At 66.4% G+C, this 26,700-nt stretch carries 22 protein-coding genes and 1 pseudogene; 8 read left to right on the top strand and 15 right to left on the bottom strand.

Features of this window, described 5'->3' with window-relative positions; translation table 11 throughout:
• Positions 1-379: 379 nt before the first annotated feature.
• The 3 genes from WAX14_RS13765 to WAX14_RS13755 all read right to left on the bottom strand — a co-directional run bounded on the left by WAX14_RS13765 (position 380) and on the right by WAX14_RS13755 (position 2,289).
• Entirely contained in the window at positions 380-1,369 is a 990-nt protein-coding gene (locus tag WAX14_RS13765; protein WP_422628616.1) for an LLM class flavin-dependent oxidoreductase, read from the bottom strand.
• A 110-nt stretch (positions 1,370-1,479) separates the two neighbouring features.
• Positions 1,480-1,974 carry a flavin reductase family protein gene (locus WAX14_RS13760; protein WP_422628615.1) on the bottom strand — a complete coding sequence of 165 codons (495 nt, stop codon included), beginning with the start codon at positions 1,972-1,974 and terminating at the stop codon, positions 1,480-1,482.
• Between the two features lie 87 nt (positions 1,975-2,061).
• On the bottom strand, positions 2,062-2,289 hold the full coding sequence (locus WAX14_RS13755; RefSeq protein WP_422628614.1) for a hypothetical protein: 228 nt from the start codon (positions 2,287-2,289) through the stop codon (positions 2,062-2,064).
• Between the two features lie 264 nt (positions 2,290-2,553).
• On the opposite strand from WAX14_RS13755, the gene WAX14_RS13750 reads away from it, so the two are divergent.
• Entirely contained in the window at positions 2,554-3,675 is a 1,122-nt protein-coding gene (locus WAX14_RS13750) for a hypothetical protein (RefSeq protein ID WP_422628613.1), read from the top strand.
• Positions 3,676-3,823: 148 nt separating this feature from the next.
• Here the strand turns inward: WAX14_RS13750 and bphC are convergent, their stop codons facing one another.
• The 5 genes from bphC to WAX14_RS13725 all read right to left on the bottom strand — a co-directional run bounded on the left by bphC (position 3,824) and on the right by WAX14_RS13725 (position 9,428).
• Positions 3,824-4,732 carry a biphenyl-2,3-diol 1,2-dioxygenase gene (gene bphC, locus WAX14_RS13745; RefSeq protein ID WP_422628612.1) on the bottom strand — a complete coding sequence of 303 codons (909 nt, stop codon included), beginning with the start codon at positions 4,730-4,732 and terminating at the stop codon, positions 3,824-3,826.
• Positions 4,733-4,758: 26 nt separating this feature from the next.
• Positions 4,759-5,940, bottom strand: a complete 1,182-nt coding sequence (locus WAX14_RS13740; RefSeq protein ID WP_422628611.1) for a hydroxylase — start codon at positions 5,938-5,940, stop codon at positions 4,759-4,761.
• A gap of 38 nt (positions 5,941-5,978) precedes the next feature.
• Positions 5,979-7,139 (bottom strand): Rieske 2Fe-2S domain-containing protein, encoded by a 1,161-nt coding sequence (locus WAX14_RS13735; protein ID WP_422628610.1) that lies wholly within the window; start codon positions 7,137-7,139, stop codon positions 5,979-5,981.
• A gap of 209 nt (positions 7,140-7,348) precedes the next feature.
• Positions 7,349-8,779 carry an NAD-dependent epimerase/dehydratase family protein gene (locus WAX14_RS13730; protein WP_422628609.1) on the bottom strand — a complete coding sequence of 477 codons (1,431 nt, stop codon included), beginning with the start codon at positions 8,777-8,779 and terminating at the stop codon, positions 7,349-7,351.
• Positions 8,780-8,942: 163 nt separating this feature from the next.
• Entirely contained in the window at positions 8,943-9,428 is a 486-nt protein-coding gene (locus tag WAX14_RS13725; protein WP_422628608.1) for a nuclear transport factor 2 family protein, read from the bottom strand.
• Positions 9,429-9,526: 98 nt separating this feature from the next.
• Between WAX14_RS13725 and WAX14_RS13720 the strand changes: the two genes are divergently transcribed.
• Both WAX14_RS13720 and WAX14_RS13715 read left to right on the top strand, forming a co-directional pair.
• A complete protein-coding gene (locus tag WAX14_RS13720) occupies positions 9,527-10,534 on the top strand; it encodes an alpha/beta hydrolase (protein ID WP_422628607.1) in 1,008 nt (335 codons plus the stop codon).
• Positions 10,535-10,553: 19 nt separating this feature from the next.
• Positions 10,554-11,435, top strand: a complete 882-nt coding sequence (locus WAX14_RS13715) for an SDR family NAD(P)-dependent oxidoreductase (RefSeq protein WP_422628606.1) — start codon at positions 10,554-10,556, stop codon at positions 11,433-11,435.
• 109 nt (positions 11,436-11,544) lie between these two features.
• Here the strand turns inward: WAX14_RS13715 and WAX14_RS13710 are convergent, their stop codons facing one another.
• The gene (locus WAX14_RS13710; protein WP_422628605.1) at positions 11,545-12,414 is read right to left on the bottom strand and encodes an alpha/beta fold hydrolase; all 870 of its coding nucleotides are present in this window, start codon (positions 12,412-12,414) and stop codon (positions 11,545-11,547) included.
• Positions 12,415-12,629: 215 nt separating this feature from the next.
• Between WAX14_RS13710 and WAX14_RS13705 the strand changes: the two genes are divergently transcribed.
• From WAX14_RS13705 to WAX14_RS13695, 3 genes are all read left to right on the top strand, one after another.
• Positions 12,630-13,019: a nuclear transport factor 2 family protein gene (locus WAX14_RS13705; protein ID WP_422628604.1), complete on the top strand. Its 390-nt coding sequence runs from the start codon at positions 12,630-12,632 to the stop codon at positions 13,017-13,019.
• 162 nt (positions 13,020-13,181) lie between these two features.
• Entirely contained in the window at positions 13,182-14,894 is a 1,713-nt protein-coding gene (locus WAX14_RS13700) for a 3-ketosteroid-delta-1-dehydrogenase (protein ID WP_422628603.1), read from the top strand.
• A gap of 63 nt (positions 14,895-14,957) precedes the next feature.
• Entirely contained in the window at positions 14,958-15,485 is a 528-nt protein-coding gene (locus WAX14_RS13695; protein ID WP_422628602.1) for a hypothetical protein, read from the top strand.
• A gap of 28 nt (positions 15,486-15,513) precedes the next feature.
• Here the strand turns inward: WAX14_RS13695 and WAX14_RS13690 are convergent.
• Together WAX14_RS13690 and WAX14_RS13685 are read right to left on the bottom strand one after the other, a co-directional pair.
• A pseudogene (locus tag WAX14_RS13690) lies at positions 15,514-16,094 on the bottom strand (SDR family NAD(P)-dependent oxidoreductase).
• 63 nt (positions 16,095-16,157) lie between these two features.
• On the bottom strand, positions 16,158-16,949 hold the full coding sequence (locus WAX14_RS13685) for an FAD-binding oxidoreductase (RefSeq protein ID WP_422628601.1): 792 nt from the start codon (positions 16,947-16,949) through the stop codon (positions 16,158-16,160).
• Positions 16,950-17,268: 319 nt separating this feature from the next.
• Here WAX14_RS13685 and WAX14_RS13680 point away from each other — a divergent pair, with 319 nt between their 5' ends.
• Complete coding sequence (locus WAX14_RS13680) at positions 17,269-18,822, top strand: AMP-binding protein (protein WP_422628600.1); 1,554 nt, start codon at positions 17,269-17,271, stop codon at positions 18,820-18,822.
• Between the two features lie 163 nt (positions 18,823-18,985).
• Here WAX14_RS13680 and WAX14_RS13675 read toward each other — a convergent pair whose 3' ends face one another.
• The 4 genes from WAX14_RS13675 to WAX14_RS13660 all read right to left on the bottom strand — a co-directional run bounded on the left by WAX14_RS13675 (position 18,986) and on the right by WAX14_RS13660 (position 23,842).
• Complete coding sequence (locus tag WAX14_RS13675) at positions 18,986-20,281, bottom strand: MFS transporter (RefSeq protein WP_422628617.1); 1,296 nt, start codon at positions 20,279-20,281, stop codon at positions 18,986-18,988.
• A 158-nt stretch (positions 20,282-20,439) separates the two neighbouring features.
• Complete coding sequence (locus tag WAX14_RS13670) at positions 20,440-21,606, bottom strand: MFS transporter (RefSeq protein ID WP_422628599.1); 1,167 nt, start codon at positions 21,604-21,606, stop codon at positions 20,440-20,442.
• A 246-nt stretch (positions 21,607-21,852) separates the two neighbouring features.
• Positions 21,853-22,536 carry a GntR family transcriptional regulator gene (locus tag WAX14_RS13665; protein WP_422628598.1) on the bottom strand — a complete coding sequence of 228 codons (684 nt, stop codon included), beginning with the start codon at positions 22,534-22,536 and terminating at the stop codon, positions 21,853-21,855.
• A 148-nt stretch (positions 22,537-22,684) separates the two neighbouring features.
• A complete protein-coding gene (locus tag WAX14_RS13660; protein WP_422628597.1) occupies positions 22,685-23,842 on the bottom strand; it encodes an FAD-binding oxidoreductase in 1,158 nt (385 codons plus the stop codon).
• A 260-nt stretch (positions 23,843-24,102) separates the two neighbouring features.
• Here WAX14_RS13660 and clpB point away from each other — a divergent pair, with 260 nt between their 5' ends.
• On the top strand, positions 24,103-26,658 hold the full coding sequence (clpB, locus tag WAX14_RS13655; RefSeq protein ID WP_422628596.1) for an ATP-dependent chaperone ClpB: 2,556 nt from the start codon (positions 24,103-24,105) through the stop codon (positions 26,656-26,658).
• Positions 26,659-26,700 lie beyond the last annotated feature (42 nt).

Raw genomic sequence — 26,700 nt, 5'->3', positions numbered from 1 at the left:
GTTCCACCTGCCGAGTACGAGGCGACCCACTGGGCGAATCACACCGCGGACGACTACGGTGAGATACCGGTCCGCGCTGAGGCCGGAACCAGATAGCTGAGCCTCCACCGAACTCGGGGCGATTCAGTGAGTCGCTGAGTACCGATGTGGGGTGTGCCGGCGGATTGGCTCGTAGTAGTGGTGAAGCACCTGTAATGGGTGTGGAGCGAAGGGGCCGGACCATCCGGGTGCCCGCTGGGACGCAGGTGGCGAACTCTCCCGCGGCTCCCGAACCGACCGCGCAGCCTGAGGCCCCGCGCCCCCTGAGGCCCCCGCGCTCGGGTGATGGTTCCCATCACCCGGGTAGGCCGAATGATGGTTCCCATCGCCCACGGGGCGGTCAGGCGGGGACGAGACCGCTGACCTCGGCGACCAATTCGAGCGACCGCAGCCAGGCGGCGCGGCCGGGCGCCGACGACACGACGATCAGCTCGTCGGCCTGGGCACGCTCGGTGAACGCATCGAGGTAGTCGCGTACCTCGGCGGGGGTGCCGACGGCGGTGTAGTGCAGCATCTGCATCACCTGCCGGCCGGCGGGGGAGCCGAGCAGCATCTCGACCTCCTCGTCGGTGAATGTGCGTCCGCGACCGACCATCTGGACGACGCGGCTACGTGTGGTCGCCTCGAACAGGGTGTGCGCCTCGTCGGCGGTATCGGCGGCGATCACACCGACACCGGCGATGACGTAGGGCTCGGCGAGCTGCTCCGACGGCTGAAACTCGCGCCGGTACAACGCGACCGCCTCCTCCAGCGCCTGCGGCGCGAAATGGGACGCGAAACCGTACGGAAGTCCCAGCAGGGCAGCGAGTTTCGCCCCGAACAGGGAGGAACCGAGAATGTAGAGCGGCACATCGGTGCCCTTGCCGGGGATCGCGTCGACACCCGGAATGCGGGTCTGCCCCCGCAGATAGGCCTGCAGCTCCAGCACATCCTGCGGAAAACTGTCCGCCGACGACGGATCACGCCGCAGCGCCCGCATCGTGTTCTGATCGCTGCCCGGTGCGCGACCCAAACCCAGATCGATACGGCCGGGATGCAGCGTCTCGAGCGTGCCGAACTGCTCGGCGATGGTCAGCGGCGAATGGTTCGGCAGCATGACGCCCCCGGCCCCGAGTCGGATCGACGACGTGTGCGCGGCGATGTGCGCGATCAGCACACTCGTCGCCGACGACGCGATCGACGGCATGTTGTGATGCTCGGCGTACCAGATGCGCCGGTAGCCCCACTTCTCGGCGAGTTGCGCCATCTCGACGCTCGCGGCGAAACTGTCCCGCGCGGTCTCACCCTTGCCGATGTGTGCCAGGTCGAGGATGGAAAGGGGAACGGTCACCGGTGGGGTCCTTCGCGTCGAGGCCCGGGCTCGGTAACCGGGCACACCTCACGTTGCACAACGAGACGCGGCCGACAGGTTTTCCTGCCGGCCGCGTCGTCGGTATCTCGCTACATTTCGTCGAAGTGGCCGTACGTGCCGCGGTAGAACAGCAGTGGGCCGCCGCTGTGCAGCGTCGTCAGACCGGTCACCCGCGCCACGACGATCGTGTGGTCGCCGGCGTCGTGCTCCGATTCGATGGTCGCTTCCACCCGCGCGATCGCGCCCTCGATGGCCGGAGCGCCGTTGTCGCCCGGTGTCCACTCCACGCCACGGAACTTGTTGCCGCCGCTGACAGCGAACGCCGCGCACAGGGTGCGCTGGCTCGCGGCCAGCACATTGATCGAGAACGTGCCGATCTCGCGGATCTTCGGCCACGTCGTCGACGTGCGCGCCGGGCAGAACGACACCAGCGGCGGGTCCAGCGACACGGACGTGAAGGACTGGCAGGCGAACCCGAGCGGTTCGTTGCCGTCCAGGGCGGTGATGACGGTGACTCCCGTGCAGAAGTTGCCCATCACGTCGCGCATCCGGCGTGGATCGAGCACTGCGTGTTCTGCGGTCATCGTTCTCCAATCGGGGTCTGGTTCGGGACCAGTGTCCCCTACGATTCGTCCGGACGGAGATCGCGTTCCCGGACAGTGGACGGACATTCAGTGACGGGCGAGACGAGGATCGTCCCGGCCGGTCACGGGAAGAGTGCCCTCCGCGGCCAACGCCTCGACGCTGTCGTGCAGGTCAGGGCAGGTGCGGGAGGCGGAGTCGGCACCCAACCGGGCACACACGGCGGTGCTGTCGAGCCACTGGATGTTGGTGTGGAAGGTGCCGTTCTTCTCGGCGAGGACACGGTTGCCGCAGGTGCGGCAGGTGACGGACTGCATGATCTGCTCCCGTTTCTGGTCGGTGGTCGCAGGAGTTTCCCGGACGGTAGCGCGCGAGTCCGTGACACCGACAGGGCACTGTCCCGTGTGGTGGAACATCTTCTGTGCGGAGCGGCTCGTGTCGATCGTGCGTGACCACACCGCAAACCTCGACGACAACGTATCGGCCGTTCGAACGACGCGTTCTACGCCTCAGGATGCGTAGTCTCTCCTGATCAGCCGCCCTGCGTCCTCGCGGGCCGAGTGCCGTAGAGAGGACACACGATGTGGTCGAGACGTCTGTTCGGGGGTATGGCCGTCGCCTGCATGGTTGCCACCGTGGGGGGATGCGGATCTGAAGCGGGGAACACTTCGGCCTTCGGGCAGAACGATGGTCTCCTGCCCGGCACCTCGGTGCCCGGCCGATCGGTGACGGCATCGGTCCCGGACGTCACACCCGCTCAGCGGCTGTATTCGGCGCTGGTCGCCACGGACGAGTTCGACACGATGCGCGCCGACTACGTCCTCGTCGCATCCGGCGGGGCGGAAACGCGCGCGACGTATCAGGTCGGGCGCGACCCCGACGTGATGTACATGGTTGCGGTCGACTCCGGGGCAGGCATGGGTGGTCTCGCCGGCGGCGGTGAGATCCTTGCGCAGGGCGAGGAGATTCTGCTCCGTTTCCCGTCCCTGAACGAGATCGCAGGGATGGGCCGGCCGACGATCACCCGGGACACGTGGCTGAGACCTGAGGGCGACTCCCGTGCGATGTTCGGATTCGTGGACGAGTTGCAGAGCGATCCGAGATCGGTGTTGCTGCTCTACCGGAACAGTTTCGCGACGGTCGTGGAATCGGGTCGAGCGTGGCTGGAGGATGGACGTCTGGTGGTCCGCTACGACGCGACGATCGATTTCGCCAAGCTGCTGTCCGAGTTGGCGCAGTTGTATCCCGAGACCGTGGGCGACGCGACCGCAGCGGATCTCGCTGTCCTCGGGTTCCCTTCGCGTATCGAGTATTCGGTGGGTGAAGACGGACTCGTCCATCGCACAGTTTCGACCATGGACGAAGGCATGCAGGCCGGTACGATGACCACGGACTACCACAGCTTCGGCCTCCCGCTCGATCTACCCGACATCGATCGGAACGCCGTGCAACCGTTGAGCAGCCCATCGCCGGATGCATGTGCTGCTCCTCGAGACCTGCGCGGGATGCTTCTCGTCCAGTCGTCCCTGGACTGCGATCAGGCCACCGAGGTGGTCGTAGGATTTCTGGATCTGCGGGAGAAGTACGGCACGGTCGGCGAGTGGGATTGCCGGATTCTCGGTGCCGCGAACGCTGAGGAGCACGGCTACTACCTGTCGTGCGACAAGTCGAGCGACGAGTGGATCCGGATCGAAAACCCGTGAATCGCCGTGTCGGCCTACACATAAACGTCGATCACGTCGGGAGATGCCCGGCGAGACACGGCGACACGGTCGATGGGGGTACTCGGGGCAGTCGGCGCGATGCCCCGCACGGCGGAAGCCGTGCGGGGCATCAGTCGGATCGGGTGTGTCAGGACAGCACGCCGAGCGGTTCGCTGCCGGACCAGTCGTGACCCCAGTAGCTGTCCGCGGTGATCTCCTCGGCGCTGTACGACTGCTCGTCCACGCGCATCCCCTCGGTGCCGAACTCGATGTCCCAGCCGCCGGGGGCGCGGACGTAGAACGAGACCATCTTGTCGTTGGTGTGCCGGCCCAGCGTCGACGACACCGAGTAGCCGTCGCGCACCACCCGGTCGAGGGCCTGGCCGACCGCGTCGAGGGTGTCGACCTCCACCATGATGTGGATGAGGCCGGGGTCCTTACCTGCGGGAACCGGCATGAGTGCGAGGCTGTGGTGCCGCTCGTTCACCCCGAGGAAGCGGATGCGCATCGGCCCGATCTCCGGCGGGGTCGGCAGCCGGAACGCACCGCGCGGAAGGAACCCGAGCACCTCGGTGTAGAACTCGAACGCCGCATCCGGTGCGGCGACGGGAAGCACCACGTGTCCGAGTCCCTGTGCGCCGGTGACGAATCGGGAACCGAACGGGGTGACGACCGGGCTGTGGTCGAGCACCGCACCGTGGAACACCTCGATGGACGTGCCCGCGGGATCTTCGAACGCGATGACCTCTTCGACGCTGCGGGCGTCGGCGTCCTCCACCGACAGTGGCTTCACCGCGATCCCGGCGGCCTCGACGGCGCTCTGCACTCGCAGCAGGGCCGCGTGATCGCGTACCTCCCAGCCGATGTCGACGATCCGGTCGGTCTCACCCGGAACGACGACGATCCGCGCACGCCGCTCGTCGGTGCGCAGATAGAGTGCGTCCGGGTCCGGTCCGCTGCCCTCGGCGAAACCGAGGACGTCGAACGCGAACGTGCGCCAGCGGTCCATGTCGTTGGTCTGGATCTTGACGTAGCCCAGAGCCTTGATGTTGCTCATGTTCTCTCCGAAAGATTCTCGTACGGTCAGATCATTGCCCGCAGCGGGCCCTCGGGGTCGACCCCGAGTCGGCTCAGCGAGGCCGCATGGAACACGGTACCGGGCACATGGATCGCGTGATGAAGACCGGCGTGGGCATCGCGCCAGAACCGCTGCATCGGCTTGTCCATACGCAGCGCGTTGCCGCCGCAGCGCGGATAGATGCGGTCGATGGCGTTGACGGCCCGCCACGCGGCCTGCACCTGTGTCTGCCTGCCTTCGGCGCGCTGCTCGAACGTCGGCGTCTTCCCGGAGTCGACGAGGTCCCACATGCGATCGACATTGGCCAGCAACGTGTCCCGAGCGGAACGCAGGTCGGCGACAGCCTCGCCGATCGCGAACAACGTGTACGGATCATCCTTGATGGCGGCGCCCTGTGGGTTGATCCGGTTGGATTGGTATTCGTCGGCGTGCAGCACCAGGCCCTCGCAGATGCCGATGGTGGCGGAGGTGATGCCGAGCGGGAACATGTTCGACCACGGCATCAGATACAGCGTTTCGGTGCGGCCGTAGTTGCGGACGGCGGTGCCGTCGATGACCTCGTCGCAGTCCATCACGCGGTAGTCCGGGATGAACGCGTCCTTCACCACCACGTCCTTCGAGCCGGTGCCGCGCAGTCCCATCACATCCCACGAATCGTCGATGATCGTGTAGTCGGTGCGGGGGATGATGACGTGCAGCATCCGCGGCGGCTGCGCGACCGTGCCGTCCGGGTTGCCCAGGAGGCCGCCGAGGAACGCCCAGTCGCAGTGGTCGGTGCCGGACGAGAACTGCCAGCGCCCCGAGAACCGGTATCCGCCGTCCACCGGAGTGCAGATGCCGGCCGGCATGTACGGCGAGGCCACCCACGTATCCTGGTCGTCGCCCCAGATCTCCTGTTGGACGCGAGGATCGGCGAACGCGAGCTGCCACGGATGCACGCCGACGATGCCGTGGACCCATCCGGCGGACGGGTTGAGCGCGGCGGTGCGCATGACGGTTTCCGCGAACTCGCGCGGGTGAACTTCGAGTCCGCCGTGCTCCTTGGGCTGCAGCATGCGGATCGAACCGGCTTCTTTCATCCGCTTCGCGGTGTCGTCGGCCAGCCGCCCGATACGCTCCGCCTCGATGCCTTCGGTGAACAGTTCGTCCGCCATCGCGTCGATGTGCTTGCGTACTTCGTAACTCATGGTGGTGTTCCTCGTGTCGGTGTATCGGGTCCGGCTGATCAGGAGACCGGCTCGGCGGTGGAATCTGCTCGGGCCGCGATGTTCTCGGCCATCTCACGCTCCCAGTGGGTGGCCGACCTGGTGGTGTCGATCACGAACTCGAACCGGTTGGTCATGTCCTCGGTGACGTCGGCGGCATCGACGTAGAACTGCTGGTACCAGCGGCGCAACTGGTAGACCGGGCCGTCCTCGTCGCACAGCAGCGGATTGTCGATCTTGGCCTTGTTCTTCCAGATCTCGACGTCCTGCTCGAACGTCTTCTCGGTGCCGGCGCCGAAGAGTTGGGCCATGCCGTTTGCTTCCTCGGCGGACATGCCCGGCAGCCGCTTGACGATGACGCCGTACTGCAGCACGAACGAGTTCGGTGTGACCGGGTAGTGGCAGTTGATCAGTACCGTCTCGATGGTTCCGTGTTCGGTGTCGCTCCACAACTTGTCGATCATGTAGGACGGGCCGTAGTACGACGCCGCCGACCGCGACACATCGTCGGACCCGAAATCGAGGTCGAGTTCGACGTCGTTGCGCTGCGTGAACGACATGTTCTGAGTGGCGATGTGGCCTTCGAAGATGTTCTCGAACGAGCGCGGCACGCTGAGATGGACGTAGAAGAAGTGCGCCATGTCGACGACGTTGTCGACGATCTCGCGGCAGTTCGATCCCTCGATGAGCACCGAGTTCCAGGACCAGTCCGACCATTCGTCGGTGCCCTGACCCTCGATTTCGGGGATCGTGACGCCCTCGGGCGGGGGATTTCCTTCCGGGTCGTTCCACACGAACAACTGCTGGTTGCGTTCGAGGGTGAGCCAGGCGCGGGTCTTGGCGAGCGGCGGAACCCGGCGTGCGTAGGGGATCTCGGTGCAGCGGCCGTTGCCACCCCAGCGCCAGTCGTGGAACGGGCACGCGACCGAGTCGCCCTTGATCTCGCCGTGCGCGAGATTGCCGCCCATGTGCCGGCAGTAGGCGTCGAGAACCTTGATGTCGCCTGCGCTGTCGGCGAACACGACGAGGCTGGTGCCGAACGCGTCGACCTGGTGCGGCTTGCCGTCACGGTAGGTGCGGGCAAGGCCGAGGCAGTGCCAACCGCGTGCGAAGCGGTCGGGTGCGGCGTCGGCTTCGATGCTGCGAATCTCGTCGTCGGGGATGGTGCTGGACTGCGTCATGGACAACCTCCGGGCCGGAAGGGGTGATGTGCGCCATAGTGCCGGTCCGTCGAGCGGGCGAGACAGGAGTCGTCCCGCTGCGTGGGATACTTTTTCGCGGCGCACCGGCGCCGGACGCCGAATGCGCCCGGCGATTCGGAATCCGCCCACGCTGCACGCGCTGCAAATTCTGAATCACCGGGCATATCAGTAGGTCCGCGGCCCGCGCGTCAGTTCTCGACCTGTGCGAGGAAGGCGTTGTACTCGGCCTGCCTCGGATAGTCCGCCGGATTCCGGACGCAGTCGGGACACCAGTGCCCCGCCAGGAGGATCAGTCGCGGTGTGGCGGTGAATCGGTGCCCCGATCCGCACTTCCAGATCAACGGCACGTCGATCGCGCCGCGGTCCACGTCCTCGGAAACCAACTCGCCGCCCCGGAACCCGGCGGCGTCGATGTAGTCGTCGGTGTACCACTGAAAACTGGGCTTGTTCTCGTCGTACCCGTGGTTCAGGTTGCTGGGCCGGCGGGACGGGTTCGGGGGAACGAACGTGGACCAGTCTCCGATCTGCCGCCATTGCTCGAGGGAGCCGAAGTGTGCGGCGATCTCCTCGGTTCTGTTGGCGCGGACCGCGTCCATCGTGCCGCGAGGTTGACGTGTCAACGGTTTCATGACGAAGTTCTTCACGATCCATGCGGGTACCCGACCCGCGGAGCGGACGGTCACCGGTGCTGCGGCGATCGCCCGGGCCATCGCGTCGTCGAAGGTGTCCTTCCGGAAGGGAACGAGCTCGTGCAACCGGTCACTGTCGGTGTACCACTGGCCGTGGAAGTTCCTCGTCGCGAACCAATTCCGGTCGTACCAGACGCGAGTGTCCGAGGCGCCCATCGCCTGACCGAGGGCAGTCTGGAATTGCCAGTTGGTCAAGCGCCACGGCTCGCCGCCGCCGATGTTGTAGATGTCGTTCCAGAACTCGTCCGGTACGGCATCGCCGCTCACACCGACGAGCAGGCGCGCCGAATCTTCGGCCGACGCCCATTCCATGACGCCGTCGAGCGGAACGTGGGTCATGATCGGATCGCGGATCTCGAGCATTCCCGGGTAGAAGATGCCTGTTTGGCGCAGCCACGCCCAGCGCGGCAACCCGGATTCGACGAGGAGGCGTTCCGCGACGACCTTCGTCTGGCCGTACTCGTCGAACCGCGACACCCGGACAGGATCCCCGATCCGGCCCCAATGGTGCGGGGCGGCGCGATTGCCGGTCTCCGCGACGGAGCCGATGCCGACGACAGCGACCCGTGCCGGATCCGGGAGGGCCTGCACGGCCGCAATGATATTGCGCATGCTGCCGATATTGACCTGATGGGCGAGTTCGGGTTTCGTATCGGCCAGCGGCGAGACCACCGCACCGACATGCAGCACGACATCGACGTTGCGGACGGCGTCGGCGACGTCGCGGGAATTCGTCAGGTCGCCCCAGGCCACGCTCAGATTGTCCATGTCGTCGAACTCGGCGAGAACCGCGCGGTCGGTGTCGGTGGGAAGGGCGAAGGCGACGACGTCGAACTCGGGGTGTTCGCGAAATTCACGGAGCGTTGCGCGCCCCCAGTTCCCGGTCGCGCCGGTCAGAAGCACTCGCCGTCGGATATCGGATGCGGTCATGGCGTACTGAATCCCCCTCGATTCGATTGTCGTGATGACGCAGTGTTCTGCCTCCCGAAGGGGTGTGGATAGAGCTGTCCCATTCCTCGGGAGAGCCCATTGCGGACGGGCACACCGCCGGTCCGACGAATGTGTGAGCACGCACGATCGAACGAGGGTCCGGTCAGTTCTGCGGTGCGGGTTCCCCGCGCTCGTAGAACTGCGGTGTCGTGTCCACCCGGAGCCGGGTCAGCGCACGACGGCTGATCAGCCAGCGGCCGTTCTCCCGGCGATATTCCTCGTGGTAGTGACCGTAGCCGTGGAGGTGCTCCTCCTGATCACCGTTCGTCCACCACAGGTGGTCCTCCATCGCCCAGACGCCTCGCGCGGTCGTATCGGACGTCAACTCGATCTCGGGAGTGTGGCCGTGATGCACGGACGTGATCGGGAAGCGGCCGTCCAAGACCCGCTTGATGGACGTGGTCACCGCGTCGGCGCCGACGACGCTGTGATCACCGAACGTCAGGCTCACGACGTCGTCCGTGTGGAACGTCGGATAGAGGTGCCACTCCTTGTTGTCCATGCACCGTAGCCGTGCGGCGAAGGTGCGCTTGATCTGTTCGACGGCCAGGCACTGCTCGGCCGGTGTGAGGGTGAGTTCACTGGTCATGATGGCACTGTCGACCGTCGAGAAGTCCGGGCGCAATGGTCTCCCGGAGAACGGGAAACCGTCGTGTGCGGGTGTATGCGGCGCCATAGCGTGGGCCGATGACGACTGGACGATCCACCTCCGATCAGAAGGAGGAAGGCGTGCGCCGATCCGACCTGCACCCCGATGTCGAGGCGATGCTTGCCAACCTGGAAGCAGGATTCCCCGACGTGACGCAGTATCCGGCCACCGAACTGCGGCAGATCATTGCTTCGCGACGGGCGCCGCTGACACGGACCCCGGATATGCGCACGGCACGGGACGTCATGATCGCCGGGCCGGGCGGCGATCTGCCGCTGCGGGTGTATGTCCCGCACGGTGACGCGACAGTGCCGCGCCCCGTGATCGTCTTCGCGCACGGCGGCGGATTCGTCTTCTGCAACCTCGACAGCCACGACGAGTTCTGCCGGTCGATGGCGGCGGCGGTGGACGCGGTCGTGGTGTCGGTCGACTATCGGCTGGCACCGGAACATCCGGCGCCTGCGGCGATGGAGGACATGTACGCGGCGGTGTGCTGGACGGTGGACAACGCCACGTCCTACGGCGGTGATCCGTCACGGGTCGCGGTGGCCGGGGACAGCGCAGGCGGCAACTTGTCGGCTGCAGTGTCGATCGCGGCGCGCGAACGAGGGGGCCCGTCGATCGCGGCACAGATCCTGCTGTACCCGGTGCTCGGCGACGACTTCGACACCGAGTCCTACCGCCGATACGGTGTCGGCTACTACAACACCACCGCGGCGATGCGCTGGTACTGGGATCAGTACGCGCCGCAGGAACGTGACAGCGCGCTCGTCGTTCCCCTCCGCGCATCGACACTGGAGGGACTGCCGCCTGCGCTGGTGGCCACTGCGGAACTGGATCCGCCCTGCTCGGAGGGCGAAGAATACGCCGAGAGGCTTACGGCGGACGGGGTTCCCGTCATCGCACGCCGCTTCGACGGGTTGTTCCACGGATTCCTCACGTTCCCGCAATTGTCGTTGACCGGGCCGGCGCGGGACGAGTTGTGGCAGTTGATCGGCCGGGTTCTCGACCCCGCGTTCGCGAATTCCGCCGGCGCCGCGACGTGACATCGGACTGATCGAGGGCATGATGATGCAGAAAAGTGCGTCGCAGGAACGGTTTTCCAGCGGTGTGGCGGTGGTGACGGGTGCGGCAGCCGGGATCGGTGAGGGACTGGCCCGGCACCTCGCTTCCCTCGGAATGACCGTGGTCGTGGCGGACATCGATGCCGAGCGAGCACGGATCGTGGCCGACGACATCGTGTCCGGGGGCGGTCGCGCCGAGTCGCGCGGGGTGGATGTCGCGGACCCCGAGTCCGTCGAGTCCATGGCTGCTACGGTTTTTGCCTCGTATGGCAGTGTCGAACTGCTCGTGAACAATGCCGGGGTGGAATCGGCGGGCCTGCTGTGGGAGATCGACCGGGACCGGTGGCGTCGTCTGATGCAGATCAATGTCGACGGGGTGTTCTTCTGTCTGCGGTCGTTCGTGCCGCGGATGATCGAGGCGGGGACACCGTCATGCATCGCGAATCTGTCGTCGGTGGGTGGACTCAATGCCGTTGCGGTCCAGTCACCGTACATCGTGAGCAAGCACGCGGTGCTGGCGATGACCGAGTGTTTGCACCAGGATCTGTCGATCGTCGGTGCGCCGATCCAGGTCAGTGCCGTGATCCCGCATTCGATTCGCAGCGAGATCTTCCGGTCGGCGCAGCGTGAAGCACCCACCGACAATGCCACCGCGAACGCGGTGTTCGCGGCGATGCAGCGTGACAATGTGGAGACGGGACTCGACCCGCTCGTCGCGGCCGAGCACATGATCGAGCAGATTGCCCGCGGCGAATTCTGGGTCTACTCCGACGACGAGCTGTGCGTCGCCGCCGCGCATCGGCGCAGCCGGCAACTACTCGACCTCACGCCCCCCGCCGACCCTCAGATCATGCTCAGCCGCATGGGGATCACGATCGACTGAGCGCTGTACGACGGCGGGCACCCGAACCGGTTTCGGGGGGTGACGCAAGGGAAGGTCTCCCGTGCAGCGGCAATCGCCGCCGCACGGGAGACCTTCACCGTTCGACGTATTACTCGCCCTTGCGGAGCAAGAACGCCAGCACGGCAGAGGTCCATGCCTCCTTCGCTTCGATCATCGTCCAGTGCCCGCAGTTCGGGAACACGTGCAGTTCCGCATTCGGGATGTCGCGCATCGGCAGCATCGCCATGTCGACGGGGCTGACCCGATCGTCGCGTCCCCAGGTCAGCATCGTGGGGGCGGCGATCTTGCCCAGTTGCGCCCAGTACGGCGTCGCACCGGAAGCGTTCGCCGCGGCGGCGTTCGCGGCGAACGCGGCGCTGCTGTACATCCGCGATGCAATTTCCAAGGTCGTCGGTTCGGTCGCGAGCGCCCAGCGCTCCTCGATCAACTCCTCGGTGACGACGCTCGGGTCGTACACCATCGAGTGGAGCCACCGCACCAGCCGCTCGCGAGTCGGGTTGTCGGTGAACTCCATCAGCAGCCGGATGCCTTCGCCCGGGCCGGGGGCGAAGACGTTCTTCCCGATTCCGCCGATCGTGACGAGCTTGTTCACTCGCTGCGGCGCGTGGATGGCGACGTTGGCGCCGACGATGCCACCCATCGAGTTTCCGATGATGTCGACCGGGCCGTCGACACCGATCGCGTCGAGGAACACACCGACCGACTGGCCGGCCATCATCATCGGATGGCCGCCGCCGGGATCGCTGACACCGAAGCCGGGAAACTCGAGGACCAGGCACCGGAAGTGCTCGGCAAAGTCCGAGAGGACTCCGCGGTAGTTGCGCCAGCCGGTGACGCCCGGTCCGGAGCCGTGGAGCAACAGCAGCGGCGGTCCCTCGCCCGCCTCGTGGTAGCGCAGGACGCCGAGGGAGGTGGCGACTTCACGTCGCGTCGAATCATGGGTGATCGCACTGGTCATGCCCTGTACGGTGCCCGTTCGACCGGCCTTGTGGAAGGTGTCTTCCCGGCCAGTGAGAGACCACCGCACGGATATCGCCGTCGGGGGCGATCCGGACGGATACCGCGGATGCCCGACGATTCGTGTACCTCCCGGTCACCGGGATGACGGAATCGACGCGGTCGTCGGAGGAGACGTAACCTGCCGCAAAATTCCGAGCCCTAGGGGTCCTACGCATGACCGAATCCATCGTCGGCACCGCCGAGGCGATCCGTGCGACCGTCCGTTCCTATCTCGCCGCGCTTGCCTCGGGGTGCTCGGCTGCGGTCGTCGAGTTGTACACCGACGACGCGACCCTCGAGGACCCGGCAGGGAGCGAACCACGCCTCGGGCGCGACGCCATCGCGCAGTTCTACCGTGCGATCGACGGAACACCGCAACAGACCGAACTGCTGTCGCTGCACGTCAGCGGGCAGAGCGCAGCATTTCACTTCCGGGTCACCACCCGTGTCGGCGACGCCGAATACGAAATCGAGCCGATCGACGTCATGACCTTCGACGGGGACGCCCGGATCACCGGCATGTGGGCGTATTGGTCGCCGGTCGACATGCGCAGGACCCGGTGACGATCCGAACGATGCCGTCCCGCCGTCTTCCCGAGTCCCGCTGTGTTCCCGAGTCCGGCTGTGTTCTCGAGTCCCGCTGGTAGGGAATGTCGCTGCTGCGGACAGCGGTACCGGTCTAGCGTCGTCCATCACTAGAGAAAGAATCAGGCGAAGGAGACTGGCATGGCGAAGAAGTCCGTACCGGCCGTGACTCGGGCACAGGACACCACCGTTGACCTGCTCGTGATCGGCTCCGGCACCGGCCTGGCGGCCGCGCTCACGGCACACGAGCAGGGACTGTCGGCGCTCGTCGTCGAGAAGACGCAGTATGTCGGCGGTTCGACGGCACGATCGGGCGGTGCGTTCTGGGTGCCGGCGAATCCGGTTCTCCAGGAAGCACGTTCCGGAGACACCAGGGAACGCGGCCGCACCTATGTCCGCTCGGTGGTCGACGGCAGTGCCCCCGTCGAGCGCGGGGACGCGTTCGTCGACAACGGTGCCGAGGCGATCGCGATGCTCAGCCGCACCACGCCGATGAAGTTCTTCTGGGCCAAGGGGTACTCCGACTACCACCCGGAGCTTCCCGGCGGTGCCGCCGTCGGACGTTCCTGCGAGTGCCGCCCGTTCGACCTGTCGCAACTCGGCGACGAGCGTGGCCGGTTGCGCCCCGGTCTCATGGACGCGGGCCTGCCGATGCCCACCACCGGCGCCGACTACAAGTGGATGAACCTCATGGCGCGGGTGCCGCACAAGGGGTTCGCGCGGATCTTCCGTCGTCTCGCGCAGGGTGTCGCCGGCCTGGCGATCAAGCGTGAATATGTGGCCGGGGGACAGGCGATCGCCGCCGGTCTGTTCGCGGGTGTGCTGCGCGCCGGTATCCCGGTGTGGACCGACACGTCGCTGGTGCGCCTGGTCACCGACGGTGAGCGTGTCACCGGTGCTGTCGTCGCCCAGAACGGCCGGGAGGTGACGGTCACCGCACGTCGCGGTGTCGTCCTCGCCGCCGGCGGCTTCGACCACGACATGCAGTGGCGGCACAAGTACCAGTCCGAATCGCTCGCCGACGGTGAGAGCCTCGGCGCGGAAGGCAACACCGGCGACGCCATCAAGATCGCGCAGGAAGTCGGCGCCGACCTGGACCTGATGGATCAGGCCTGGTGGTTCCCGGCGGTCGCGCCGACGCGCGAAGGCAAGCCGCCGCTGGTGATGCTTGCCGAACGGTCGCTGCCCGGATCGTTCATCGTGGACCAGAAGGGGGCTCGATTCATCAACGAGTCCTGCGATTACATGACCTTCGGCCAGACGGTCCTCGACCGTGAACGCTCGGGCGATCCGGTCGAGTCGATGTGGATCGTGTTCGACCAGAAGTACCGCAACAGCTACGTTTTCGCGGCGGGACTGTTCCCGCGCCAGCCGATTCCGGGTTCGTGGTTCAAGGCAGGGATCGCGCACAGCGGGACCACCCCGGAGGAGCTCGCGGACTCGATGGGGGTTCCCGTGGCGGCCTTCGCCGAGAACTTCCGTCGCTTCAACGAGGATGCGGCCGCCGGTACCGACGCCGAATTCTCGCGCGGGGCAAGCGCATACGACCGCTACTACGGGGATCCGACGGTCGAGCCGAACCCGAACCTACGTCCGCTCGATCACGGCCCGTACTTCGCCGTGAAGATGACCCTGTCCGACCTCGGGACCTGCGGCGGTCTGCGCGCCGACGAACGCGCCCGCGTCCTGCGGGAGGACGGCACCGCCATCGACGGGCTCTACGCGATCGGCAACACCGCCGCCAACGCCTTCGGTAAGACGTACCCCGGTGCCGGCGCGACCATCGGTCAGGGACTCGTGTACGGGTACATCGCGGCCCGTGACGCCGCGGAAGCCGCAGTGTCGGCATCCTGACCGCACCGGCGCCGAGCGAGAGGAAGGACAAAGATGAAAAGTATTGTTCCGGAAGTAGGTTCAGTGCCCACCTTCTTGTCGCTCGGCGCCGCAGCCGGCCGTCTCGACGGTGCAGGTGCCGACGAGGCCGACATCGTGTTCTTCCACCCGCCCCGGGCGGACGAACCGCTCAGCGGCCGTGCCCGTACGGTGCGGGACGCCGACAGTCGTCGTCTCGACCGGACGGTCGAGTACTTCGACAGCATCGGCCGCAGGGTCGCCGAGGTGTATCTGTCCGGGGTGTATCTGGCGGGGGCCGAAGACGTACCAGGCGGCTTCGAGCCGGCGGTCGGGGAACTCGCGCGCTGCGTCGTCGACCTGTTCGGCGCCGCGAACGTCCGGCGGTTCCGGGTCCGCATCACCGGATCCGCCGATGGCGAAGCAACGAACTGCACGGTCGCAGACCTACAGCACTACCGCACCGATCACGAATCCGTGCGGGATGTCGCGGTCGTGTGTGCGACCACCTCCGGGACCACGATCGCCCGTGCGTGGGTCACCGTCGCTGTTCCGGCGCAGTCGCAGGTGGCCGTCGACGGCGTGCCCGCCTGAATCGGATACCGGAGGCGGCCTGGGCATCTCACTTCTCGGTGACGAGACCGGCGATCCGTGCGCTCGTCGAACGCCCCAGTTTCGACGCCTGATCATCCACCCGCGCAAGCAGATTCGACACCGGGCGCGGGGCGATCCGGTCGCCGATGCTAGAGTTGAGTAGCACGCGCGCCCAGCCGGCGGCTCCGACCCACGGGGGACGTAGACGCGGCGGGAACGCTTCTCCAATCCATGCACGAAGGCCGCGGCGCACGCGCCCACCGGATGAACCCGGCCCAGGGGAAACGGGAGCGCAGCAAGAACCTCACCGAAACTGGGCAGGTCGGACCGTGTGGAACACACCGACGAGATTGACGTCGATCACCGCGCGGAACGCTTCCGGATCGGTTTGCAGCACAGAACCGTACGAGGCGATGCCGGCGTTCGCGACCACGAAATCGATACCGCCCGGTCGTCGCCGATCTCCGCGACCAGTTCACGCAGCGGCTGTGCGTCGACGTCGAACAGGATCAACCTGGCACCCTTGTCGGCCAGCATCCGCGCGGTCGCGGCGCCGATGCCGCGGGCCGCGCCGGAAATCAGAACGGTGCTGCCGGGCAACGTGGTCACCGCGATCACCTCGGTTCGGGGACGGTGTCCGGGCGCCGAGCACGCGGGAACCGCGCCGGTCGGTCAGTACGGATCGTAGCGAATGTTCTCGGGCGGCGTGCCCGTCTCCGCCAGTTTCTGCAGCGTCGAGCGAATCATCGCCGCAGGCCCGCACAACAAGACCTGATGGTCGCCGAACGCGCCGTAGGACGTGACGACGTCGTCGATGCTGCCCTCGATCAGATTGTCGGGATCTGCGCCGATGTCGCCCAGTTGCGCGGCGATCCGGTTGAACCAGGGGTCCGGGAATTCCGGATCGTCGATGGATTCGACGACCGGCACCACCGTCAGCCACGGCAATGCCTCGCCGAGCAACGACAGCATGTCCGAGGCATACAGCTCGCGGGGGGAACTGCCGCCGACGAACAGGAACGTGCGCGGCGGTTCGGGCCGGCGTGCCATGTCGAGGAGCAGAGCGCGCAGCGGCGCCAGGCCGGTCCCACCGGCGACCATGATGACGATCCGGCCGCTGTCGTCGACGTGCAGGTCGCCGCCCTGCGGCGCACCGATCGTCCACACGTCGCCGGGTCGGGTGTCGGCGACGATGCTGCCGCTGACCCACCCGCCGGGCACGGACCGCACATGGAACTCGAGTTTGCCGTCGAGCGACGGCGGCAGCGCTGGCGACAGTCGCCGCGGCAGACCGGGCCGCTGCGGGACGGTGACGTCGACGTACTGGCCGGCGCGGAACGGCACGACCTCACCGTCGCACTGAAGGCGGATGACGGACAGGTTGTTGCGCAGACGATGGTGTTCGACGACGGTCGCGGTCACCGTCGTGTCCGTTTCGGCAGGTGCGGACGAGGCAGGTTGCATGTGTGTATCCCCCGGGGTACGCGGTGTTGCCCCGAACTGTAGTAGCCCGCGCGCGTGTCGTTCCGGTGGGTCTCATGTGCGATCTTCGCGTTGCCCGGATCCGCTACCCGATTCGGAGTTCACCCATGCCGTAGCCCGCGTGGATTCCGAATCGGTGGGCAGGTGTCGGGGGAGTGCGCGCGCGGGCATCGAAATGCAACACGTTTCAGATTCTGTGAGTCTGCGGTTATCGTGGCGGAAGGTCGCGGGTGACCTCCGACACATCCGATGTGCGGCAACGGGCGCACCACCGACTGTTACTTCGAGACAAAGGATGGCCATGACCGAGGAGTACGCAGACCTGCACCGACCCGTGTTCACCGCGGATCTGCTCATCACCGCCCTCGACCGCAGCGCCGACAAACCCGCCCTGCACCTCGGGGACGTCGTGCTCACCGGCGGCGAAATGCGCGACGAGATCAGCCGGTTCGGGCAGGCACTCGCATCCGTCGGCATCGGGCAGGGATCGTCGGTCGCGATGCTGTCGAAGAATCGGCCCGAGGTGCTCATTTCGATGGGTGCGACGATGATCGCGGGCTGCCGCAACAGCGCCCTCAACCCGATGGGCTCACTGAGCGATCACCTCTACATCGCCGGTGACGCCGAGATCGAAACTCTCATCTTCGACCCGAACTACTTCGAGGAGCGCGCCGCCGAACTGCAGGCGCAGATCCCGTCGCTGACGAACGTGTTCTCGCTCGGACCCTCGAAGGTCGGGACCGACATCCTGGCGCTGGCCGCGCAATTCACGCCGATGCGTCTCGTCTCGGCGCCGGTCGGGGCCGAGGACACGTCCAGCATCGTCTACACCGGCGGCACCACCGGCAAACCGAAGGGCGTCATGGGTGCGTTCCGGTCCGGTGTCGCGCTGACCCAGATCCAGATGGCCGAATGGGAGTGGCCCGAGGAACCCCGCTTCCTGATCTGCACGCCCCTCTCCCACGCCGGCGCCGCGTTCTTCGTCCCCACCCTGCTGCGCGGCGGGTCGCTGTACGTGCTGCCGTATTTCGATCCGGCCTTGGTGCTGGAAACAATCGAGAAGCATCGCATCAATGCGACGATGCTCGTGCCGACGATGATCTACCTGCTGCTCGACCACCCCGACATGGACCAGCGTGACCTGTCGAGCCTACAAACGCTGTTCTACGGCGCCTCCGCGATGTCACCGGCACGACTGCGCGAGGGTATCGAGCGTCTCGGTCAGGTGTTCTTCCAGTTCTACGGGCAATCCGAATGCGGCATGACCATCTCGGTGCTCCGCAAGGACGAGCATCTCGCCGACGACCCGGAACGCCTCGCCACCTGCGGGCGGCCCGTGCCGTGGCTCGACGTGCGCCTGCTCGACGACGACCTCGTCGAGGTTCCCCGCGGTGAACTCGGCGAAATCTGCGTGCGCGGCCCGCTGGTGATGAAGGGCTACCTGAACAAGCCCGCCGAAACCGCCGAGGCGCTGCGCGGCGGCTGGCTGCACACCGGCGACGTGGCCCGCGCCGACAAGGACGGCTATCTCACCATCGTCGACCGCAAGAAGGACATGATCGTCACCGGCGGGTTCAACGTGTTCCCCCGCGAAATCGAGGACGTCATCTCCTCCCATCCGTCGGTCGCGTCGGTCGCGGTGGTCGGGGTTCCGGACGCCAAGTGGGGCGAGGCCGTGAAGGCGTGCGTCGTGCTGCGCGACGGCCAGACGGTCCCCGCCGACGAGCTGATCGAGAAAGTCCGCGCGGCAAAGGGTTCGGTGCACGCGCCGAAGTCGATCGATTTCCTCGACGCGCTGCCGCTCACCCCACTGGGCAAGCTGGACAAGAAGACGTTGCGCGCGTCCTACCGGTAGTCGTCGTGTAACCGAAACAGGTTGCGCAGCGTGTGGGTTGCGATGTCGGATGCCCCCGAACCACGGCCGTCGAGGCCGTCCGGTCGGGGGCATCTGTGCGTGACGGTGTGGAACGCGAACCTCCACGTGTCGTGCGCGCACGCTCACCCGTCGTCGATTCGACTCACGGCGACTGCATTCGTGCGAGATCGTACTCCTCGTCCGGAGGGGGCATCGCCCTCCCCGGCCACTTCATCAACGGCACCGCCTTCATCGAGAACACCAGCATGACCAAGAGGAGGACGGTAGCCATCATGTTGATCCACAGGAAACCGCCCACCTGCAACACGGTGCCGGCAGTCGCGGCCATCACCGCCCCGCCCAGGTTCATGGCCGAGTCCGACGCGCCTTGCAGAGTGACCTTCGCATGCTGCGGTACCGAGGCCGTCAGCAACGCCGAACCACCGATGAGGAACATCGACCAGCCCACCCCGAGGAGCAGCAGAGCGGTACTCAGCAGTGTCATCGACGACACCGCTGCCACCGCATCCACAACGCCGAGGGTGATGGCGGCGACGAAAACGACGATACCGGAGGCGATCACCGTTCCCGGGTCCCAACGATCGGACATCCAGCCGAACACCGGAGAGAGCGCGTACATCCCAGCGATGTGGATGCTCACCACGATGCCGATGGCTCCGAGGTCGAACTGCTGATGATGCATGTGCACCGGTGTCATCACCATGACGTTCGTCATCATCATCTGTCCGGTGACGATGGTGACGATGGCGAACAACGGAACCGGGCGTGCGGCCACGAAACGCATCGCTGGTCTGAGGCCGAGCGGTGCCGGTGCGTCGGTGGAAGTGTCGGTCGCGACCTTGTCCGTGCCTGCACTCGAACCGTTCCCGCTCGGAAGTGTCGATGCTGTCAGAGCCGCCAGGGCGAAGGCGGCCATCGAGATCAGGTAGGGGCCTGCCAACGGGTGCATCCCGAGTGCCTCACCCAGGCGCGCACCGGGTTCGGTGAAATTGGGACCCAGAACCGAGCCGATCGTCGTCGCCCCCACCACCAGCGACATCGCCCGCCCGGTCGCTGTCGGCCCGGCTGCGTCGACCGCGGCATAACGGGCCTGCAAACCCGCGGCTGTCGAAGAACCGCACATCATCATCCCGAGCATGAACAACGGGAGGAACTGCACCGCCACGGCCGAGAGAACCACCAGGGCACCGAGCGCGCCTACACCGAAACCCAGGGTGAGCGCCCTGCGCCGCCCGACGCGTGCCGCCAGCGCCGCGAGCGGATAGGCGACAAGTCCGGCGCCGAAGATCACGCTCATCTGCGCGAAGCCGGCCATCGCGGTCCGACCCGTGATCTGCTCGGCCAGCAGCCCGCCTACGGCGTACCCGGACGCGATTCCGGCGCCGGAGAACAGTTGCGCAGTGATCAGCTTGCCCTGCGTGAATACCGGTGACGCCATCGGCACGGCACTATCCTTTCGAGTTCGGTCGCCTTCGGAACGGCGGACAAGAAGCGGGACGTGAGCCGGGCGACCTGCACGACCCGTCTCAGCGATCGGCGTGAGCAGACATCCGTGTTTCGGGGATCGCGCTCACACCTGTCCCGCATCGCGGACAGTCATCGGTTCGGGTGTCGAAGCATGCGGTGCACACCGGCTGCGGCGGCGCAGGCGGCCAACACCGTCAGCGGGAACACGATTCCCGTAATGCTCTCGACGGATGTGAGGAGGGTGGGGAGCCCGAATCCGAGATAGGCGACAACGTAGAACACTCCTGTCAGCAGCCCCCGGGCCGGTGCCGGTGCCATGGTCTCCACGTCGACCAGTCCGTTACGCAGGCAGAGCCCGTACGCGGTTCCGAGCACTACGGCAGTCGCAACGAACGCCACCAACGAGTGGTTCGCGTCGGCCGCAACGGCAAGTCCGAACCCGACCGCTGCAAGCAGGGCGCCTATGCCTCCGGCACGGGGGCCCCACCCGCTCCTGCGGGCGACCACCTGGATGATCACGCCGGAGCCGAGTGCGACCAAGGCCGCCACCGCCGGAACGAACGGTCCCTGATAGCGATCGAGTTGCTGGACCAACGTCACCATGGGGACCGTGATCGAGGCAAATACCCAGAGCGCCATGGGCAACGCGAACCGCAGTGTCGTGCGTACCGTTCCCGTCGGGAGCGAGTCGCTCGGTCCGGGGGAGGGGGCGGCGGTTGTGTTCGGTGTGTCAGACGCGGAGGACGTCCTCGATGCAATCAGCACAACGAGCAACGAGCACAATCCGGTTGCCGCGAACGGTGCCGCCAGGGGATGCCCGAGTGTGGAAACGAGCGCGGTGATCAGCGGTCCCGAGGCGAAGCCGGTGGAGAGGGCCACACCGGCCACGGCGGCGCCGGCTCTACCCGCGCGATCGGCTGCCCACGCCGTTCCCGCACCGAACGTCAGTCCGGCTCCGATGCCGACGACCAGTCGTCCCGCGCAGATTCCGAGTTCGTGGTGGTCAAGCATCATGAGGAGGTTGCCGACACCTGCGAGTGCCGCCCCGGGAAGGACTACCGGTCGGCGGCCGATGCGATCCGAGATGGCTCCGCCGAAGAGGAGGCCGGGCAGCAATCCGATCGCGTAGATCCCGAAGGCGCCGTTGAGGACAGAAGTGCTCAATCCTTCATGTGAGGCCAGCAGCGGAATCATCGCCGCAAAGTGATTGGCTGCCCAGCCCGTGGTGAAGAGCACGAGAACGATCGGTGCCAGAGAGCGTCGAATGCCCGTCTCGGGCACTGCGGTCGTGGTCATGAGAGCGATTCCTCTCGCCATTTCGGGTAGTCCGAACCACACTTCGACAGTCCCGTGGCCCTGGTTGGGCAGTGCGGAACTGCAGTCCTGGACGCTCCGGCCGTCAGGGGGTCACGTCGGGTTCGCCGGGTGGGCCCCGATTCGCGGCCCGTGTGGCATGTAGAGCGACCGAGCACAATGTAGCATCCAACTTGGATGCAAGATGGTGCCTGCGTCACGGGCAATCCGGAGATCGGCCGGTTGCGATCAGGTATCCGATCGCTGCTCTTCGCGCACCTCCAGGCGCACCGGATCGAGGCGTCTACCGTAGTTGTGGCTCAAATGCGAACGGAGGGTGTCGGCGAATCCGGCGACGTCACCGGTCCGCAACGCCGCGACCAGTTCCCGATGTTCGGTGATGATGGCTTCGCCCCGCTCGAACAGGCGGTCTCCGTGACTGAAAAGCAGGAAGCGCTGACGGTCGGCGAGACGATCGTTGAGTTCCACCAGCACCTCGTTGCCTCCGCATTCGACGAAGGAACGGTGAAAGGCAATCGTCGATTCGACGAATCGACGTAGATCACGTGCACCGATCGCCGCCTCCTGCTCGGTAACGGCATCGTCGAGACGATCCGCCAATGCCTGCCGAGCCCGGCTCGACGAACGCTGGACCGAGATGGATTCGAAGATGAGGCGGGTGTCGGCCAAATCTTCGATGGTCTGAACGGTAAGTCCTCGGACAAGGGCGCCGCGCTTGGGATATATGGTGACCCATCCCTCGTCCTGCAGGCGGGCCAGGGCGGTCCGGACCGGGGTGCGGCTCACCCCGATCCGAGCGGCGAGGGACGCTTCCCCCAGCATGGATCCGCTGGGCAAATCCCCATTGAGAATGCTGTCGCGGACGCTGCGGTACGCCTTCTCGGTTGCCGACTCGACTGTCTCCGCTTCCACGTCCTGCCCTTCCTCGAAAACCCGTTGTTCCTATTTCGGCACAACACGTATTCAACCGCAGGGTCACCGGCACCGGCATGTACGACCACCCGGGCGCCGCAGCACGCCTACGGGGTATCCCCGTCAAGGCGATCCCGAGATGCGTGTGTCACAAGGGATCGAAACTGATGTTCTGCCTTGGTGTTCCCGCGGCGGACAGTGCGTACAGCGTCGTCTTGATCATCGACGGCGACCCTGCGATCTGGATCTGGCGGTCCGTCCACGACCCGAATTGGGCCACGACCTTACCGAGTTTGCCGTGCATCGTGCGGTGCAGACCGCTCGGCGGCTCCAGCACGGGAACCGGGTGCCACCAAGGGTTTTCCTTCTCCTCGACGACCGGGACGACGGTGAGCCACGGATTGGTCATCGACAGGTGCCACAGGGTCTCGATGTCGTACAGGTCGCATGGGTACCGGCCGCCGTAGAACAGGTGCACGCGCGGGTTGTCACCGCGCATCGCCAACTCCATGAGTTGCGCGCGCAGTGGTGCCAGCCCGGTTCCGGAGGCGATCATCAACACGTCACCGCGGGACCGGTCGACGTGCAGACCGCCGAGTGGCGGGCCGATGACCCAGCGGTCGCCGACCGCGGTCTCGCCGACGAGCGCCGGGCTCACCCAGCCGCTCGACACGCGGCGTACGTGGAATTCGATCTGCCCCTGCGGATTCGGGGGAATCGCCGGGGAAAGGTACCGCCACATCTGCAGGCGATGTGGTGTCTGCACGCTCATGTACTGGCCCGCGTGGAACGGAATGGGTGAGTCGGTCTCGAGCCGGATGATGGCCAGGTCCGGCATCACTCGTTCGTGGGCGACGACGGTTGCGCCCCAGACGGCGGGCAGGTCGTCCTCGGCGGACGCGATCGACATGGCGGCGGTCAGTCGGCTGATGACCTCGCGCCAAGTGTGTTCGAGCGCGGACGTCCACAGGATCAGCGGTGTGCATTCGCGGACCGCGATGAGCATCGCCGCCCCCGCCGCCCGGAAGTGCTCGGGTTTGACACCGTACTTGCGGTGGTCGCGCGCGAGTTGCCCGAGGAACGCTTCGACGGCAGCGAAATCGCCGAGCCGGTTGACGGCCCATCCGACCGCGGTCGCGAATCGGTGTCGCATCGTTTCCATGCCGGCGGGGAACAGTTCGCGTAGCGACGGGTTGTCGGCCCACAGTGCTGTGTAGAACGCCGAGGCGAACCGCTCCGGCCCGGTGGGGGTGGCGATGATCGACGCGAAACTGAGCTGGACACGGGCGATGGCGAAGGCTTCCACGCCACCCTCCCACGTGCTGTTCCTGCTGGTCGGACGCAACTGTAATCGTTTCGCGACCTTTCGGCCACCAGGGCTCCGATCCGATCTCGGCGGATGCCTCACACTGGGATGCGCAGGCAGTGATGTATGTCACCTGATGTCGCAAAGTTGAGTGGAACAAACTCAACTTTGAGGTCGTTGAACACGTCGAGTTCCCGCGGACAGTATCTGCGGAGCGTAAGAATTGATACGAACACACTCGAGAATGGAAGGGGCCCGTAGTGGACTCGTTCAACCCGACAACGAAAACCCAGGCTGCACTGACCGCCGCGCTCCAGTCGGCGTCTGCTGCGGGCAACCCGGAGATCCGGCCTGCCCACCTTCTGGTCGCACTGCTCGACCAGACCGACGGTATTGCCGCGCCGCTGCTCAAGGCCGTCGGCGTCGACCCCGCGTTCGTCCGGCGCGAGGCCGAGGGCCTCGTCGACCGGCTGCCCAAGGCCAGCGGTGCGACTACCACTCCGCAGCTCGGCCGTGAGTCCGTCGCGGCGATGGCCACCGCCCAGAAGCTCGCCACCGAGCTGACCGACGAGTACGTCTCCACGGAACACGTGCTGGTCGGTCTTGCGAGCGGTGACTCCGACGTTGCCAAGCTCCTCGCCGGCCACGGCGCGACCCCGGCCGCGCTGCGCGAGGCGTTCACCACCGTGCGCGGCAGTGGGCGCGTCACCAGCGAGAACCCCGAAGCCGCGTTCCAAGCACTGGAGAAGTACTCGACGGACCTCACCGCCCGCGCCCGGGACGGCAAACTCGACCCGGTCATCGGGCGTGACAACGAGATCCGCCGCGTCGTGCAGGTGCTGTCGCGTCGAACCAAGAACAACCCGGTGCTCATCGGCGAGCCCGGCGTCGGCAAGACCGCGATCGTCGAAGGGCTCGCTCAGCGCATCGTCGCCGGCGATGTTCCGGAGTCGTTGCGCGACAAGACCGTCGTCTCCCTCGACCTCGGGTCGATGGTCGCCGGAGCCAAGTATCGCGGCGAGTTCGAGGAACGACTCAAGGCCGTCCTCGACGAGATCAAGCAGTCCGCCGGTCAGATCATCACGTTCATCGACGAATTGCACACCATCGTCGGTGCCGGCGCCACCGGTGAATCCGCGATGGACGCGGGCAACATGATCAAGCCGATGCTGGCTCGCGGTGAGTTGCGGCTCGTCGGTGCGACGACCCTGGAGGAGTACCGCAAGTACATCGAGAAGGACGCGGCGCTCGAGCGTCGATTCCAGCAGGTGCTCGTCGGCGAGCCGAGCGTGGAGGACACCGTCGGGATCCTGCGCGGACTCAAGGAGCGGTACGAGGTGCACCACGGTGTGCGCATCACCGACTCCGCTCTCGTTGCCGCCGCGACCCTTTCGGACCGCTACATCACCTCCCGGTTCCTGCCGGACAAGGCCATCGACCTCGTCGACGAGGCCGCGTCCCGGCTGCGCATGGAGATCGATTCGCGGCCCGAGGAGATCGACGGCGTCGAACGTGTCGTCCGCCGTCTCGAGATCGAGGAGATGGCGCTGCAGAAGGAAACGGACGAGGCGTCCAAGGATCGGCTCGACAAGTTGCGCGGCGAACTCGCCGACGAACGTGAACGGCTCAGCCAGCTCACCACTCGCTGGCAGAACGAGAAGACCGCGATCGACTCGGTCCGCGAGGTCAAGGAACAACTCGAGGCGTTGCGTGGCGAGGAAGAACGCGCTGAACGCGACGGCGACCTCGGCAAGGCCGCCGAGTTGCGGTACGGACGTATCCCTCAGTTGGAGAAGGAACTTCAAACCGCCGCCGATGCGTCCGGTGCGGCAGCCGACGGCGATGTGATGCTCAAGGAAGAGGTCGGACCGGACGATGTCGCCGATGTCGTCGCCGCGTGGACCGGGATTCCCGCGGGCCGCATGCTCGAGGGCGAGACCGCCAAGCTCCTGCGGATGGAGGACGAACTCGGTGAACGTGTTGTCGGGCAGACCGATGCGGTGCAGGCCGTCTCGGACGCGGTGCGACGTGCCCGCGCCGGCGTCGCGGACCCGAACCGGCCGACCGGCTCGTTCCTGTTCCTCGGCCCGACCGGCGTCGGCAAAACCGAACTCGCGAAGGCACTCGCCGACTTCCTGTTCGACGACGAACGCGCCATGGTGCGGATCGACATGTCCGAGTACAGCGAGAAGCACTCGGTGGCACGGCTCGTCGGTGCGCCTCCCGGGTACGTCGGTTACGAGGCCGGTGGCCAGCTCACCGAGGCGGTGCGCCGCCGCCCGTACTCGGTGGTGCTGTTCGACGAGGTGGAGAAGGCGCATCCCGACGTGTTCGACACGTTGCTGCAGGTGCTCGACGACGGGCGGCTCACCGACGGACAGGGCCGCACGGTCGATTTCCGCAACACCATCCTGATCCTCACCTCCAACCTCGGTGCTGGTGGCGACAAGGATCAGGTGATGGCTGCGGTGCGAGCCAAGTTCAAGCCGGAGTTCATCAACCGGCTCGACGACGTCGTGGTCTTCGACCCGCTGTCGGAGGGGCAGCTCGAGCGGATCGTCGAGATCCAGCTCGGTCAGCTCGCCGAGCGTCTTGCCGCTCGCCGGCTCACTCTGGATGTGAACGGTTCGGCCCGCATGTGGCTCGCCGTGCGCGGGTACGACCCGCAATACGGTGCGCGTCCGCTGCGTCGTCTCGTCCAGCAGGCCATCGGTGACCAGCTCGCCAAGAAGCTGCTCGCCGGGGAGATCCGCGACGGCGACACCGTGCACGTGGGTGTCACCGACGACGGGGATCGCCTGACGATCGGCGCCTGACCCCACAGTGCGCGTTTCCGGTAGCACCCGCTACCGGAAACG

The organism is Rhodococcus sp. (in: high G+C Gram-positive bacteria) (genome assembly GCF_049299235.1).
GTDB lineage: Bacteria > Actinomycetota > Actinomycetes > Mycobacteriales > Mycobacteriaceae > Rhodococcus.
The sequence above is the reverse complement of the archived record's forward strand: the minus strand, read 5'-3'. Positions and strand labels throughout refer to the sequence as shown.